The sequence below is a fragment of the Catenuloplanes sp. NPDC051500 genome, from assembly GCF_044454585.1.
GTDB lineage: Bacteria > Actinomycetota > Actinomycetes > Mycobacteriales > Micromonosporaceae > Catenuloplanes.
Window position 1 is genome coordinate 1 of record NZ_JBITDX010000050.1, and the last position, 15,895, is coordinate 15,895.

Below are 15,895 nucleotides of genomic sequence, written 5' to 3' on the forward strand. Positions count from 1 at the left end.
GCTTCCTCGTTGTAAACCGGCATGAGGATCGAGAGCTTCACCGGAGGTTTCTCCACACTGCGGGGCGACGAGATCGGCCATAGCCTAACCGCAGGGCCGACCGGACCCTCGGCTCCGGGTCCTGCTCCTCCGCGCCGCCCCGGATCACGGCAGGGGAACGGCGGTAACCGGCTGGTAGATGCGGTACCCACGGGTTTCGGTGACTGTCGCGGAGATTGCCGTCGCGGTGAGCCGCTGCGCGAACGCGGCGTCCGTCGGCGATCCGGTGGGGAACGCGTAGGCAGGTGCGGCGGCCGCGCGTACCTGGTCGCCGAACGTGGGCAGGCGGTCCATTCCGGGCGTCATCCCGGGCGTGAGAACAGCGCAGACGATCCGCTCCCGGGTGTCGAACGAGATGCGGTTGCACGTCCAGTACTCGCTGTACACGCGCGTGATGCCGAGCCGCTCCAGGGTCGCCACGAGGTCACGGTGTTCCTCGGCGCGCTCGTGATACCTGGGAACAGTGGCAAGCAGTTGCCCGGTCGCGAGCACGGCAGCGGCGACGACGACCGCGACAGACGCCAGCCTGGCGGTTCGCAGCCGCCCGGCCCGCCACAGCGGCCACAACACGGCCGGGATGCTGACCAGGAGGCAGTGCAGGTAGCGGGCGCTCTCGTAGGCGTCGAGGCTCGGCCCGCCGCTGCGCAGGTAGGCGGCGAGCGTGGCGGCCGCGGCGGCGAGCAGTCCGAGCCGGGCGAGATACGGCAGCCGATCCCCGCCCCGGGCGCGGTACCAGCCGATCAGGGCGAGGATCACGGCGGCGGCGAGCAGGGCGAGATACAGCGGCCCCCACAGCCACAGCGGGCGGGCGCAGTTCCCGGGCGCGCACAGCCCGGTCGCCAGCGGCAGCCCGATCAGCACCCCGCCCTTGAGCTGCGTGACGAGCGCCGCGTCGCTCGGGGCGCTCAAGGCGTTGTGCACGCTCCACGAGTCGAGACCCGGCGGCGCGTTCAGGTTGTACCAGATCAGCGGCAGCGCGCCGAGCACGGTGGCGCCGGCGAACACCGCGCCCGCCCACCCGCGCAGCTCACTGTGACACCCGACCAACAGCACGATCCCGGCGACGCCCAGGTACGGCAGGATCAACAGGTCGACCCACAGGGCGAGGCCGGTGACCAGGCCGAACGTCGCGTAACCGGCGGCACGCGGCAACGGCCGGTGTCCGCCGTCGGCGAGCCACAGGGCGAGCAGCATCAGGCCGGCGGCCGCGGGCAGCATCTCCGGATAGCCACCACCGGCGATCATCTCGTTCTTGATCACCCGGTCCGCGCCGAGCGCCAGCAGGCCCACGGTGACCACGGCCAGCCCGGGGGTGAACAGCCGCACGGTCAGCCGGTACATGAGGAACAGGAAGGCCGCGTACCCGAGAAGCAGCGGCAGACGCAACAGGAGCGTGCCGGAGCCGAAGAGGGCGAACAACGGCGCGGCCAGGTAGGCCTCGATCGTGCCCATGTACGCCTGGCCGTAGAACCAGATCGGCAGATCGGCGCCGGCGGCGATGTGCGCGCCGGCCAGGCCCATGGTGGCCTCGTCGCTGTTCGTCGGCGGCACGTCGAGCAACAGCAGCACCCCGCGCAGCAGAACGCCGGCCACGCCGATGCCGAGCGCCAGCCGGCCCGCCACGGAGTCCGGGAACCGAAGATGCCCTCGTTCGGGGATCACGTCCTGCATCGCCACGGGTCTACCTTCATCGCATCCACACGCCACCGACGGACGCCGACACTACGGGCAGGACCGAATCAGGATCAAACGCGTGACGGCCGTGAGCCGATCGGGAGGGGGATGCCCCGGCCCGGTATCCCAGACCGGGCCGGGGCAGCTCGAGCGCCCGCCGTCAGTCGGCTATCGGGACGGGCTTGGGGGCGCGGTTGATCGGCGTGGTGGTGACCGGCGCGGGCTCGTCGAGGTCGGGCGGGGTCTCCCGGATGCCGATCCTGTCGTGCAGGCGGCGGAGCGGCCCCGGGGCCCACCAGTTGGCCCGGCCGGCAAGCTTCATGAAGGCCGGCATCAGCACGCCGCGGATGATCGTGGCGTCGACCAGGATGGCAAGCGCCATGCTGATCCCGAGCATCTGCAGAAAGCCGACCCGCCCGGTGGCGTAGGCCGCGAAGGTGAACGCCATGATCGCTGCCGCGGCCGTGACCAGGGGTCCGCTGCGCTGGAGGCCGAAGGCGACGGCGGAGGCCGTGTCACCGGTGCGTTCGTACTCCTCGCGGATGCGGGAGAGCATGAACACCTCGTAGTCCATCGACAGGCCGTAGGCGACGCAGAACATCAGGATCGGGATGCTCGGTTCCATCCGGCCGGTGGCGGTGAAACCGATCCACGACGCGCCGTTGCCCTCCTGGAAGACGAAGACCAGCGCGCCGAACATGACCGAGAGACTGAGCACGTTGAGGATCGTCGCCTTGAGCGGGATCAGCAGGCTGCCGCTCATCAGGAACAGGATCACGAACGTGATCACCAGGATCAGCCCGGCGACCACCGGCAGGCGGTCGATGAGCCGGTCGCGGAAGTCGGTCATGTCGGCCGGGAAACCGCCGACGATCACGTCGACGGGCGCGTCGGCCGACCGCACCGCGTAGACCAGGCCTGTCGCGTCGGCGTCCAGGGCTGCGGTGGTCGGGATGACCGAGAGCCAGGTGCCTCCCCCGGCGGCGAAGCGGGCCGACTCCGGCGTGGGCGGACTCGACAACCGTCCCTGGGCGAAGATGCCGGCCGCGGTCTCCACCTGTGAGACACCGGGGATCTGCGACAGCCGTGCGGCGTACCCGCTGATGTCTGTGGATCCGGCGGACGGCGCGACCACGTTGATGGCGTCGCTTGCCTCGATGCCGACGTCGTGCCGGATCTGCTGCTGGACGATGCGCGAGGACGCGTCGGCGGGCAGGATCCGCTCGTCCGGCAGGCCGAAGCGGACACCGAGGAACGGCGCCCCGAGAAGCAGCAGCACGATCAGCGCGGCGCCACCGAGCAGCACCGGCCGCTTCATGACCGCGCCGGCGCTGCGGTACCAGAGGCCGCGGGTCTCGTCGGGCGGGGTGGTGAAGCCCTTGCGCACCACCCGGCGGCCCGCCCAGGCGAGCGCGGCGGGCAGCACCAGGATCGCGCCGAGCACCGAGGTCAGGACCACGAGCACGCCGGCGTACGCGAAGGAGCGCAGGAACGGGAACGGGAACGCGAGCAGCACCGACAGCGAGACCGCGACGGTGATGCCGGAGAAGAGCACCGTCCGCCCGGCCGTCTCGACCGTCCGGGCCACCGCCTGCGGGATCTCCTTCCCGCGGGCGAGTTCCTCGCGGAACCGGAAGATCATAAACAGGCTGTAGTCGATGCCGAGACCCAGACCCAGCACAAGCGTCAGGTTCGCCGCGAAGGTCGAGACCTCGGTGACGGAGGCAAGCACCCGCAGCAGCGCAAGCGTGGAGAGCATGGCGAGCACGCCCACGCCGAGGGTGAGCAGCGCCGCCGACCATCGCCGGTAGACGAAGAACAGCAGCAGGATGACCACCGGCAGGATGACGATCTCGGCTCGGATGAAGTCCTGCCGGGCCTGCTCGGCGACCTGGCGGAACACCTCGTCCTGCCCGCCGACGGCCACGCTGATCACGTCGTTGGACGTGGTGAGCGACGCGGAGAGGCCTGCTAGTTCGGTGCGCACCTCGGTCGCGGAACCCGGCAGCCAGGCCGCGATCAGCGCCTTGCTCCCGTCGGTGCTGCGCAGCGCCGGGTTGTCGCCCGCGGTCCAGTAGGAGCTGACCTGCGCGACCTGCTCACGGGACGCGAGATCGGCGGCCACCGCCCGCCCGGCCGCCGCCACCGGCGCGTCGTCGACGGTGCCCTGGCGGGCGGTGACCAGCAGCAGCAGGTTGGGACTGCCGCCGTGGAACTGCGTGCGCAGGGCATCTGCGGCACGCACCGATTCCGAGCCGGGGGACTCGAATCGGCTGAGCGAAAGCGCGTTCATAGCACCGGCACCGAATGCTCCGGCGGCGATCAGAAGGACAAGAGCGGTGATCAACACGGTACGGCGCCGGCGCGCCAGGGTGAGGCCGAGTCGATGGAGTCTGGGCGGCATCGGTGGTCTCCTCAGAAGTCGTGCCGGTCGAGCCACGTCGCCTGCGCGTCGTGGACCATGCGGGCATTGCGGGCCAGGCCCATGTAGTGGCCTGCGCCGGGGATCTCGACCAGCTCGGCCTGGGTGCCGGCGAAGAGCTTCCGGTGGGCGTCGCCGCCGCTGACCCGGGCGTCCTTCTCGCCGTACATCATCAGCACCGGGATCTTGATCTCGGCAAGCGTGCGGACGTCGACCATCACCGAGCCGAGCTGGGAGACCATGTCGCCGCAGGGATGCCGGTTCTGGTGCGGGACGGCGACCGTAAGCACCTGCTCCTCGGTGTCGTTGAAGTTGCCGGTGCGGAACTCGTCAGGCCCGAGGTCGTAGTAGGCGTAGCCGGCGGGGCCGCCCTCCCGCACCGGCTCGCCGCCGCGCAGGCAGGTCTGCAGCGAGGCGAAGAACCGGGCGTTGGCCTGCGGGGTGAGGCCGAGGTCGGTCCAGTCCATGATGATCAGCGCGTCGACGTCGTTGAAGCTGTAGGCCGCGATCTGCACGATCTGGCCGCCGTTTGACTGCCCGGCAAGCGCCACCCGGTCGAACGTGACAGGGGCCCGCCCCTCGACCGTGTAGGAGCCCGCCCGCAGCTGCCTGACGATCTGGTGGGTGATGTCCGCCTGCCCGCCGACGCACATGGCCAGCCCGTCCGGCTGGTCGCTGGAGTCGTAGCCGAGCCGGTCGATGGTCAGCGACGCGTGCCCGCGCTTGGCCAGTTCCTCCGCGTGGTGGTACCCGGGTAGGTCGACCCGCCAGTACCACTCCCCTGCCGCGATCCCGTGCTGGTAGAGCACGATGCTCCGCTTGTCGCCGTCGAGCAGCGCCTGCGGTGCGGTCAGGTGCCCCCGCACGGTGTAGGTCCTGCCGTCGGTGTTGCAGGCGCTCCTGGACCGGTTCTGGTTGACCACCGAGAACGAGACCGGCACGTCGACGATCTTCTCGGCGGCGAACCGCTGGGGATCGGCGAGCGCGACCGGCACGGTCTCCGGCGCGGACCGGTCAGGCGCGGCGGCCTGCACCGCAAGTGGCACCGCGGCCAGTGCGGCGGCCACCAGCACGGTGAAGGCGCCCCGGACGAAACCCATGATGATCCTCTCGATGCTCAGGTCAGACAGTCGATGTGGGTGGACGGCTCAGCCGACGTGGGCGGGCACGGCCGGCAGCATCCCGCGCGTGCGGTACCAGGCGGCCTCGTCCGCGATGGTCTCGGCAAGCGGCCGGAACCCGATGCCCAGCTCCTTCTCCGCACGGGCCGACGTGTAGCGCTTGCGATGCCCCTCGACAAGCACCTTCACCCCGGTACGGGTGGCGATCGGCGCCTGCCCGCGGAGCTTGGCGATGGTCTCCAGCACTGTGGCGAAGGTCAGCGCGGCGGGCACCGGCACGGTCCGCCGGGCCGGGACGCCCACCTCGTCGGTGATCAGCCGGGCGATGTCCGGCAGCGCGTGCCAGGTGCCGGCCACCACGTACCGCCGGCCGCTCTCCCCCTCGGCTGCGGCGCGCACACAGGCGATCGCCACATCGCGCGCGTCGACCAGGTGGTTGCCGGCGGCCGGTACGGCGGCCAGTTCACCCTTGGCGATCGCCAGGAACAGCCGCCCGGCCGCGGTCGGGCCGGCGTCGCCCGGCCCCCACATCCAGCCCGGCAGGATCAGCGGCACCCGCTGCCCGGTCCGCCGCACGCACGTGTGCACCACCTCTTCGGCGTCCACCTTGCTGGCCCGGTACGCGTTGCGCTGCCAGTCGCCGGTGGGCTTGTCGTCCTCGTCGGCCGGGTGCTCGGGCGACCCGCCGCCGAGCACGCCTGTCGAGCTGGTGTGCACCACAGTCGGCACCCCGGCCCCGGCGCTGGCAAGCAGCAGGTTCTCCACGGCTGTCACGTTGGTCCGGCGGAGCAGCTCAAGGTCGAACCCGGGCTGGTAGTACTCCCGGAAATACGCGGCGGTGTGGAATACGACGTCGTTGCCGCCGAGATAGGGCAGGTAGCTCTCCGGCTCGGTCACGTCACCACTGACCAGGACGAGGTCGGGGTGGTCAGGCAGGAGGCGGCGGGCCCGGTCGGTGTCCCGGACGAGCGCGGTGACCTGCCCGCCGCCGGCCAGCAGCTCGGTGACGATGCGGCTGCCGAGCAGGCCGGAGGCGCCGGTCACGAAGGACCGGGCGGGGACGGTCGATGCGTCGCTCATTGTGTGTTCCTCTCTCCCGGTGCGGGGTTCAGCCCGCGGCCGGTCGGGACAGTTCGGTCAGGTCGTCGGGTTGGTCGGCGCCGGTTGTCTCGTCCACCGGCGGCGGTGGCGGTGCATCGTCCTCGCGGAGACCGAACCGCCTGTGCAACGCCCGCAGTGGCTTCGGCGCCCACCAGGTGGCCCTGCCGGTCAGCGACATCACGGCCGGCACCAGCAGCGCGCGGACCAGCGTCGCGTCGACAAGCACGGCGAGCGCCACGCCGAGGCCGAGCATCTTGGTGTTGGTGATCCGCGAGGAGCCGATCGCGATCAGCACGGTGGCCAGGATGATCGCGGCCGCGGTGATCACGCCGCCGGTGCGGGCGATGCCCTGGGCGACCGCCTCCCGGTCGTCGCCGAGCCGCTCCCGTTCCTCCTTCATCCGGGCCAGCAGGAAGACGCCGTAGTCCATCGAGAGCCCGAAGGCCACGCAGAACATCAGCACCGGCAGCGAGGTCTCGATGTAACCGGTGGGGGTGAAGCCGAGCAGCCCGGCGCCGTTGCCGTCCTGGAAGACCCAGACCACGGCGCCGAACATCGCGGTCAGGCTCAGCGCGTTGAGGGTCAGCGCCTGCACCGGGATCAGCACGCTTCCGGTCATCAGGAAGACCAGGATCAGCGTGGTGACCGCGATCAGCGCGATCGCCGGGATCAACCGGTCGCCGATCGCCGTCTGCGTGTCGACAAGCGCCGCCACCACACCACCTGTCAACACCTCAGATCCAGCCGGCACGGGTACGCCCCGGATGGCGCGTACCAGGTCCTGACTCTCCGGGGAGATGTCCTCGATGGTCAGGTCCGGCGTGACGGTCAGGTGGCTGACGTCCCCGTCGGCGCGCAGGTCGTCGGCGGGGGTGGCGGCGTTCTCCGCGGCGCCCTGGCGGTAGGGGCCGGCCGGGCTGTCCACCTTGGAGACGCCGGTGAGCTGGGAGAGGCGGACGGCGTATTCGCCGATCGCATCCCGGTCGGCGCCGGTGACGACCACGTCGATCACGCCGGCCGGTCGCCCGTCGAAGTGCTCACGCATGGTGTCCTGCACCGAGCGCGCCTCGGAGGTGACCGGGAGCTGGCGGTCGTCGGTGGTGCCGAACTCGACCTGGAAGAACGGCAGCCCGAGCACGACAAGCAGGGCGGTGACGCCGACGGCGAAGACCGGGGCGCGGCGCATGACCAGCCGGGCCGTACCAAGCCAGCGGTTGGGCCGTTGTTTGTCGGCGCCGCGGCGGCGGAAGAGTGTGCGGACGTCGAGCGCGTCGAGACGGTTACCGAGCAGCACAAGCAGGGCCGGCAGCACGATCAGCGCGGCCGCCGCGGCGAGGATGACGACGGAGATGCCGGCGTAGGCGAAGGAGCGCAGGAAGTACATCGGGAAGAGCAGCATCGCGGCGAGGGAGACGGCCACGGTGAGCGCGGAGAAGAGCACGGTCCGGCCTGCGGTGCCGAGTGTCCTGGCCACCGCCGCCCGGGAGTCGAGCCCGGTCGCCCGTTCCTCCCGGAATCTCCGCACGATCAGTAGTGCGTAGTCGATGGCGAGGCCGAGCCCGAGCGCGGTGGTCAGGTTCTGCGCGAAGATCGACACGTCGACGAACCGGCTGAGCAGGCCGAGCACCCCGTTGGTACCGACGATCGCGATGATGCCGACGGCAAGCGGGAGCAGCGCGGCGATCACGCTGCCGAACACCAGGATCAGGATGATCAGCGTGATCGGCAGCACGATGATCTCGGCGGTGAGCAGGTCCTCCTGGATGGTGTCCTGCACGTCGTCCTGGACCGCGGCCCGCCCACCGAGGGTGATCTCAAGGTCGCCGGTGCTGCCGCGGTACGCCGGGGCGATCCGCTCGAAGACCCGGTCCATGTCCGTCTCGTCGCCCTCGATCCGGGCGATGATCAGCGCAGAGGCCTTGTCCCGGGCGGCCAGGTCGGTCAGGCCGGCCTGCCAGTAGGAGGTCACGCCGACGATGTCCGGCTCGAAGGCGAGCCGGGTGGTGAGCGCCAGCGCCTGCCGGGCGATCTCCGGATCGTCCACGTCCGTGTCGTCCGGAACGTCGACGAGCAGCAGCAGGTTGGGCCGGCTCGCGGCGAAGTGCCGGTCGAGCAGCTCGGCGGCGGCTGTCGACTCGGCGCCGGGGTCGTCGACACCACCGTTGCCGAGCCGGTCCGCGACGCCCCCGCCGAGCAGGACCGCGTCGACCAGGAAGACCAGCGCCAGCAGCAGCATCGTCCAGGGACGACGGCCGGCGAGACGGGCGAGAACTCTGAACATCGGTGGGCGCCTTTCGGGCAGCGGACCGTATGTACTAGTTACCTTACGCGCTGCCGATCGTATGCTGTGCCTACGGATTTTTGCAACTAGGGTGGTGCACATGGCGCAGCAGCAAGAGACCGGTGCCGGGGCCTCGGTGATGTTCGGGCTCACCGGGTTCCGGCTGATCAAGGTGGGTGAGCTGGCGATGACCGTCGCCGAGCGCGCGCTGGAGCCGCTCGGCGTGAACCCCCGTCAGCTGCACGTGCTTGCCACCCTCGCCGGCGACGGGTCCCTATCCCAGCAGGACGTCAGCCGCCGCCTCGGCATCGACCCGAACGTGCTTGTCGGCGTCCTCGACGAGCTGGAGCGCAAGGGCCTGGCCGAGCGGCGGCGCAACCCGGCCGACCGCCGGCGCCACCTGATAGCTGTGACGCCGGACGGCCAGGCACTGTTGCGCGACGGATTCGCCCGGCTCACCGAGGCGGACGCCGCGTTCTTCGACGGGGTTCCCGCCGCCGATCTGGACGTCCTCCGTGCGGTGGTGGCCCAACTGCTGGCCGCCCATCCCGCCCCGATCAAGCGCCGCTGACCGGTGGGCCTTCGTCAGGCGGCCGGGACCTGGGCGCGGGCCGCGGGCAGGCGGTTGAGCAGCGTCCGCAGCGACGCCTCGTCCGCCGCCGCACGGGCGCCGACCACCCCGTCCGGTCGCACGTGAGCCAGCCAGGCGGTCTGCCCGGAGGCCAGCGCACCGCCGGTGTCGCCGAGCACCGTCATGCCGGGACGGCCGCCGGGGTGGTGCCCGTCCTCCGGCCGCAGCCAGATCACGTCCACCGCGTCCTCCACGCCCCGCTCGGCAAGCAGCCGGACGGCCAGCGCGGCGGTGTCGCGGGCCCGTTCACCACCGGCGGCGAGCAGCGTGTGCCGCCCCTCGGCCAGCCGGTCGTGGAGCGAACCGGTGACCCCGAGCGGATCGGCGATCGGCGCGTCCGGCATCCGGCGGGCCAGCCGGACCGCCGCGGGGGCGGTGACGGTGGTGCCCGCCGGGTCGGACGCGCCGGCCCCGGCCGGGTGGTCGATGTCCAGCTGGGCCAGCTCCGGCACCATGGTGCGCTCGAGCACGCCGCGGCGGAACAGCACCCGCATCACCGTGTCCCGCAGCGTGCGCGGGATCGCCCCCCGGGTCATCCAGAGCCTGGTCTGCCGGTCGGCCAGCCGCACGGCGCGGGCCGACGCCGGGCGCCGCTCCGCCTCGTAGCTGTCCAGCAGGCTCTCGTCCGCGCCGCGGAGCACCGTGGCGAGCTTCCAGCCGAGGTCGTAGCCGTCCTGGACGCCGGTGTTGAGGCCCTGGCCGCCGGCCGGGCTGTGGCAGTGCGCGGCGTCCCCTGCCAGGAACACCCGGCCCTCCCGGAACCGCTCGGCCAGCTTGGCGTGCACCCGGAACCGGCTGGTCCACCAGGTCTCCTCGATCCGGATGTCGCCGCGCCCGCGCACGTCGAGCAGATGCTGGAGCACCTCCCGGCTCGGCGCGGACTCGGTGGCGATGCCCGGAGCGACGTCGAAGAAGACCCGGTGCCCGCCACCCGGCAGCGGCACCACCACAAGCACCCCGTCGGGGTGCAGGTGGTACTCGGCCTCGTCGGGCGAGGCCGGGCCGCTGAGCCGGCCGTCGGCAAGCAGGAACGTCCGCTCGTAGGTGTGCCCGGCGTAGTCGATGCCGAGCTGCTCCCGCACGGTGCTGCGGGTGCCGTCCGCGCCGACAAGCCACGGAGTGCTGACCGTCTCCACGGTGCCGGCGGCGTTCGTGAGCACCGCGGTGACGCCGGTCGGCGTGGTGGCCAGGTCGGTAAGCGCGGTGTTCCACTCGATCTTGCCGCCGAGCGCGGTGAGCCGGTCGCGGAGCGCCTCCTCGGTGGCCGGCTGCGGCAGGCAGATCGGGCCGGGGAAGGCGGTGCCCTTCAGCCCGCCGAACCGCACCCCACCGAGCCGCTTGCCCCGGGAGAAGTAACCGGCGCCGGCCAGCGGGAGTGCCGCGCCGACGATCGGGGCCGCGACGCCGGTGCGCCGCAGCGCCTCAAGCGCCCCGCTCCAGAGGACCAGCGCCTTGGGCTCACCGGCACCCTCCGGACGACGGTCGACGATCCGGCACGGCACGCCGAACCGCAGCAGCGTGCAGGCGACGGTGAGCCCCGTGGGCCCCGCGCCGACGACAAGCACGGTCACGGCGTCGTCCTCTCCAGGGCGATGTCGACGGCGGCGATCGCCTGCGCCGTACCCTCGAACTGGATGACCTGAATGCCCAGCTCACGAGCGGCCGCGCAGTTGTCATCATCGTCGTCGACGAAGAGCACGCGCTCCGGCTCGGTCTTCAGCCGGTCGAGCAGGATGCGGTAGATCTCCGGGTCGGGCTTGCGGATCTTCTCGTCGGCCGAGTTGACGATCGTCTCGAAGAGGTCGACCGGGACCTGGGCGCGCCAGCGGTGCTCCCACTCGCGCACGTTGTTGGTAAGCATGCCGAGCCGCACGCCCTCCGCGGAGAGCTCCTTGAGGTACGCGATCAGCTCCGAGTTGGGCCGGCGGCCGGCGAACCACAGCTCGCCGAACGGGCGGCCCCCAAGCCCGTCCTCAGTGCCCGGTGGCAGGTGCTCGAGCAGCCGGCCGACCATCTCCTCCTCGGTGATCTTCGCGACCTCGAGGGCGGCCATCGGCGTCTCACCGTACTGCCGGGTGGCCGCCACGAACGCACCGACGAGCGCCGGGACCGGGATGCCGGTGCGCTTGGCGAACGCGCCGTAGGTCTCCATCAGCGGGTTGGTCAGCACGCCGCCGTAGTCCACGACCAGGACGTCGATGTTCTCCGTGTTCACACCCATGCCGCAACCTGCACCTTCGCCGTGGCGAGCGCGGTGCCCGCCTGGGTGAGCTCGACCACCACCGGGGCGGCGACCACGCCGCGCCGGTCGTCGTAGGACAACTCGCCAACCTGCGCGGTCAGCCGGGTGAGCAGGTCGGTCTCGGCGAACTCGCCGAACTCGACGGCGAACCCGGTGATCGTCAGGCTCTGCACGGCCAGGCCGTACTCCCGGCCGACCGCGGCGAGCGCGGCCTGCCGGCACGCCTCAAGCGACAGGTTTCCGGGCACGTGGTCCAGCGGGTGGTCGAAGAGGTAGGGGTGGCGGCGGTCGATCACCAGCGAGGCGCCGATCCGCCGATCGCCGAGAGGCACCGGCTCGGTGATCACGACGTTGCGCGGGTTGTGCCGGCCGACCGAGGCGGGCGCGGCCGGGTTCAGCGGCAGCATTGTGGGACGGTTGAGCGCGAGCTTGCTCTCCCGGCCCCGCTTGCGAAGCGCCTGGTAGGAGCCCTTGGTGACGAAGAGCAGCCGCCCGGAGCCCTCGACGGCCGGCTCGCCGTCGAGGTCCACGCCACCGCGGAAGGACAGCCCCCGCAGCCGTCCTGCCCCGGTGCGCTCGACCTGGACCGAAGTGCGGATGACAGCGACCCCAGGCGAGGCGCCGATCTGCAGACGCGCCAGATCGAGCACCTCCAGGTCGAGACCGCGGAAGATGAACGGCGTCTCCAGGTCGATGCCGAGGTGCTCGTGGGCGATCAGCACGCCGGCCTGGCGCACCGCCTCGACGAGGATCTGGAAGTCGTAGAGCGTGCCGTTCTCACCGATCGCGTGCCCTCGCGGCAACTGCGCCGCGACCAGGTAGTTCTCGTCGTCGAGGGCGACCGAGTCGGTCACGAAGACCTCGGCGATCGACGCGCGGTGCACCAGGTGGCGGGAGACCGGGGCGTCATAGGTCAATGGGCGGGGCTGGACCTGGACACCGGCGTCCGCCACCGTGTCGACGGTCGGCAGGGTGGCCGGCAGCACGGCTGCCAGGGCCGTGCGCGGACCGGGCAGCAGGCCGGTCATGGTGCCGTGCTCCTGCACGGACACACCATTCTCCAGAGTCATTTCTCTCCTTCGCCGTTTCGATTAGCCGTACGCCGCAACTAAAGAGTTCACATTCGGGAAACAGGGTCGCCGAATTGGTTCCGGGCACGGCAGGACGGTGAGGTCGCCTCATTTCAAGGCGCCCCCACCGTCGCAATCGGGCTAGGCCTCCGTCAACCGATATGGCGTCCGGAAGGGGGTGCTATCAACACCACTGTGACTCAGGTCATCGGATGTATCAGTCCACTGTCCACAGCATTTAACGTCGCGAAACACCGCAGTAATACGCGGGCTATTTGGCCTCCGGCAGCAGCGCCGCCACCGGGCCGACACTTGTCTGTCCGGTCAGGGACAGCAGTGCCGGCAGGCCCGGGTCCCCGGGTGGTAGAAAATGCACCATCATCGCCCGGCCCGGATCGGCCGCCATGCTCAGCCGGAGATATTTCAGCTCCAGCAGCCCGACCCGCGGGTGGTTGAACCGGCGGATCGAGGAGGTGAACGGCGCCACGTCGCGACGGTCCCACAGCGCGCGGAAGTCGGGGCTGCCGGACCGCAAATCCTCCACAATAGACAAATAGCCGTCATCCTTACCACCGGCCCACTCCGTCCGCAGCAGCGCAACCAGCCGGCCGGCCTCGTGCTCCCAGTCGGGCAGCATGCGCCGGGCCAGCGGCTCGAGGAACAGCAATGCCAGCGCGTTCCGGCGCTCCGGCGGCATGTCCTCGATCGGGGCCAGCAGCGCGGCCGTCGCCCGGTTCCACGCCACAATGTTGAAGTACCTGTCGAAAACCCACGACGGGTACGGATCGAGCAGCGCCAGAAACTGGCGGACATCCTCGCTTACCGGCGCGGACGGCTGCACCGGCGAGTGCGGCGCCTTCTCGTCGGCGAGCAGGAACAGGTGCTGACGCTCCATCTCGGACAGATTGAGCGCGCGGGCGATGCTCGACAGCACCTGGCGCGACACCCTTATGTTGCGGCCCTGTTCGAGCCACGTGTACCAGGTCAGACTCACCCCGGCCAGGCGAGCCACCTCCTCGCGGCGCAGCCCTGGCGTACGCCGGCCGGCCCCACCGCCGAGCCCGGCCGCCTCGGGTGATCTGCGGTGCCGCCGGGATCGCAAAAACGCCGCCAGTTCATTTCGGACAAAGTTGTCAGAAGCCATTCTTTCCCCCGCTTTGATGCCATACGTCTTCACGCGGTCGCTGCGCGCGCACCGCCGCCACGGCCGCATATCGCAGTAGGTGCGAGAACTTTTCACCATCCGTGATGATCAACATTGTCAATGAGTAGGGTCAAAATATACCGCGCCCGGTAAATTGCACACGACAACGAAGTCACAACGACCCCTGTCGCATACCGGCGGGTAACAAAATCCACTCCGCCAATCGAATAGCCGACATTTCCGCTGCACATTCCCGACCGAAGTCCATGGATGCTGGTCACAGGGTCGGCCAGCCCAGTCAAAGGGAACGCCTCCGACACGGCCCACCCCGGCGTCGGCGGCCGCGATCATTCGACACGTCCTGGCCCGGCAGCCGGACACGGGCGATGCGCGGTCATCGATCGATATCAACGGCAGCACGTCCACCTCGATGCGATCGCGCTGCACGCCCCCGGCCGGACGGTGGATTCCAGCAGGTCAGCGTCGCTTCGTCGCAGGTCAACCCGCGCATCGTGCGCCTACTGGCAGAATATGGATCAATCTCTGCCGGTCGTTGGTTCTCGGAAGGCTCACCGTGGGTGGCTATGGAGCGCAGGTCGCGCTTGTCCTGATTCTCGTTCTCGTGAACGCGGCGTTCTCCGGGAGCGAGATGGCGCTCATCTCGCTGCGGGAGAGCCAGCTCCAGCGCCTCGAGAAGACGTCGCGCGGCGGGCAGGTGCTCGCCAGGCTGGCCCGCGACCCGAACCGCTTCCTCTCCACAATCCAGATCGGCATCACGCTTGCCGGCTTCCTCGCCTCCGCCGCGGCCGCGACCTCACTTGCCGCGCCGCTGATCGCACCGCTCGGCTTCCTCGGCACCGCGGCCGAACCGGTCGCGATCCTGCTGGTCACCATCCTGCTGACGTTCGTCACGCTCGTCATCGGGGAGTTGGCGCCGAAGCGGATCGCGATGCAGCGGGCGGAAAGCTGGGCCCTGCTGGCCGCGCGCCCGCTCGACTTCCTCTCCACCGTCTCCCGGCCGGTGATCTGGCTGCTCGGCACGACCACGAACCTGCTCGTCCGGCTGACCGGCGGCGACCCGGGCGCGGGACGCGAGGAGGTCTCCACGGAGGAGATCCGCGACATGATCACGGCGCAGCGCGACTTCTCGCCGGAACAGCGGACGATCATCAGCGGCGCGTTCGACATCGCCGACCGCATCCTGCGCGAGATCCTGGTCCCGCGCCGCGACGTACTCTCGGTCCGCACGGAGACGCCCGCGCACGACGCGCTGCGCACGCTGATCACGTCCGGCCACTCGCGGGCGCCCGTCACCGGCCCGATGGGTCTGGACGACGTGGTCGGCATGGTCCACCTGCGCGATCTCTACGACGCCACCGGCCCGGTCGGCGGCCTGGCCTCCCCGGCGGTCTTCCTGCCCGAGACGCTCAAAGTCTCGGACGCGCTGCGCCAACTCCGCGCGCAGCACCAGCAGTTCGCGCTTGTCGTGGACGAGCGTGGCGCGATCGACGGCATCGTCACCATCGAGGACCTGGTCGAGGAGATCGTCGGCGAGATCTACGACGAGACCGACCGGGACATCCTCTCCGTGATCCGCGAGGCGGACGGCGCCCAGCTGCTGCCCGGCGGCTTCCCGATGCACGACCTGACCGACCTCGGCATCGAACTTCCCGACTCGGACGACGACGGCGACTACACCACCGTCGCCGGCCTGGTGCTGGCCCGGCTCGGCCACATCCCGAAGGAGCCCGGCGAGGTCGTCCGGACCGCCGGCCACAGCTTCGAGGTTGTGGAGATCACCGGCCACGCCATCACCAAGATCCGCGTCCGCGAGACCGCCCCCGCCACCGACGAGCCCTCTGAAGACTGAAGCGCGGGGACACTGCGATTTCCGCTTCCATGAACGCTTGCTCCCGACTCTGTTGCTCATTCGAGGGCGGAGAGCGGGCGCGAGGTGCCCTCAGTCTCGTGACTTACTGAATTTTCCGCGGTCAGGTCCGGGATCGGGCGCCGTGCGGCATCAAGCGCCGTGCGGCATCAAGCGCCGTGCGGCATCAAGCGCCGTGCGGCACCAAGCGCCGTGCGGCACCAAGCGCCGTGCGGCACCAAGCGCCGTGCGGCACCAAGCGCCGTGCGGCACCAAGCGCCGTGCGGCACCAAGCGCCGTGCG

10 protein-coding genes and 1 pseudogene are annotated in these 15,895 nt (G+C 70.6%); 2 read left to right on the top strand and 9 right to left on the bottom strand.

Annotation, left to right across the window (positions count from 1 at the left end):
• Nucleotides 1-144 precede the first annotated feature (144 nt).
• The 5 genes from ACIA8K_RS40970 to ACIA8K_RS40990 form a co-directional block, all read right to left on the bottom strand.
• Entirely contained in the window at nt 145-1,716 is a 1,572-nt protein-coding gene (locus ACIA8K_RS40970) for a hypothetical protein (RefSeq protein WP_396068914.1), read from the bottom strand.
• Nucleotides 1,717-1,873: 157 nt separating this feature from the next.
• On the bottom strand, nt 1,874-4,006 hold the full coding sequence (locus tag ACIA8K_RS40975; RefSeq protein ID WP_396068915.1) for an MMPL family transporter: 2,133 nt from the start codon (nt 4,004-4,006) through the stop codon (nt 1,874-1,876).
• A gap of 122 nt (nt 4,007-4,128) precedes the next feature.
• Complete coding sequence (locus ACIA8K_RS40980) at nt 4,129-5,235, bottom strand: alpha/beta hydrolase (RefSeq protein WP_396068916.1); 1,107 nt, start codon at nt 5,233-5,235, stop codon at nt 4,129-4,131.
• A 48-nt stretch (nt 5,236-5,283) separates the two neighbouring features.
• Nucleotides 5,284-6,336, bottom strand: coding sequence for an NAD-dependent epimerase/dehydratase family protein (locus ACIA8K_RS40985; RefSeq protein ID WP_396068917.1), 1,053 nt, complete (start codon nt 6,334-6,336; stop codon nt 5,284-5,286).
• 28 nt (nt 6,337-6,364) lie between these two features.
• A complete protein-coding gene (locus ACIA8K_RS40990; RefSeq protein WP_396068918.1) occupies nt 6,365-8,638 on the bottom strand; it encodes an MMPL family transporter in 2,274 nt (757 codons plus the stop codon).
• A 187-nt stretch (nt 8,639-8,825) separates the two neighbouring features.
• Here ACIA8K_RS40990 and ACIA8K_RS40995 point away from each other — a divergent pair.
• A pseudogene (locus ACIA8K_RS40995) lies at nt 8,826-9,050 on the top strand (MarR family transcriptional regulator); the annotation flags it as partial.
• 173 nt (nt 9,051-9,223) lie between these two features.
• Here ACIA8K_RS40995 and ACIA8K_RS41000 read toward each other — a convergent pair.
• From ACIA8K_RS41000 to ACIA8K_RS41015, 4 genes are all read right to left on the bottom strand, one after another.
• Nucleotides 9,224-10,840 (bottom strand): FAD-dependent monooxygenase, encoded by a 1,617-nt coding sequence (locus ACIA8K_RS41000; protein WP_396068919.1) that lies wholly within the window; start codon nt 10,838-10,840, stop codon nt 9,224-9,226.
• Nucleotides 10,837-11,490, bottom strand: a complete 654-nt coding sequence (locus ACIA8K_RS41005; RefSeq protein WP_396068920.1) for an HAD family hydrolase — start codon at nt 11,488-11,490, stop codon at nt 10,837-10,839. The genes ACIA8K_RS41000 and ACIA8K_RS41005 overlap by 4 nt, the downstream gene beginning before the upstream one ends.
• A complete protein-coding gene (locus tag ACIA8K_RS41010; protein ID WP_396068921.1) occupies nt 11,481-12,581 on the bottom strand; it encodes a ScbA/BarX family gamma-butyrolactone biosynthesis protein in 1,101 nt (366 codons plus the stop codon). Before ACIA8K_RS41010 ends, ACIA8K_RS41005 begins: the two co-directional genes overlap by 10 nt.
• A 271-nt stretch (nt 12,582-12,852) precedes the next feature.
• On the bottom strand, nt 12,853-13,758 hold the full coding sequence (locus ACIA8K_RS41015; RefSeq protein ID WP_396068922.1) for a helix-turn-helix transcriptional regulator: 906 nt from the start codon (nt 13,756-13,758) through the stop codon (nt 12,853-12,855).
• A gap of 541 nt (nt 13,759-14,299) precedes the next feature.
• Here ACIA8K_RS41015 and ACIA8K_RS41020 point away from each other — a divergent pair.
• Nucleotides 14,300-15,595 carry a hemolysin family protein gene (locus tag ACIA8K_RS41020; protein WP_396068923.1) on the top strand — a complete coding sequence of 432 codons (1,296 nt, stop codon included), beginning with the start codon at nt 14,300-14,302 and terminating at the stop codon, nt 15,593-15,595.
• Nucleotides 15,596-15,895: the final 300 nt, after the last annotated feature.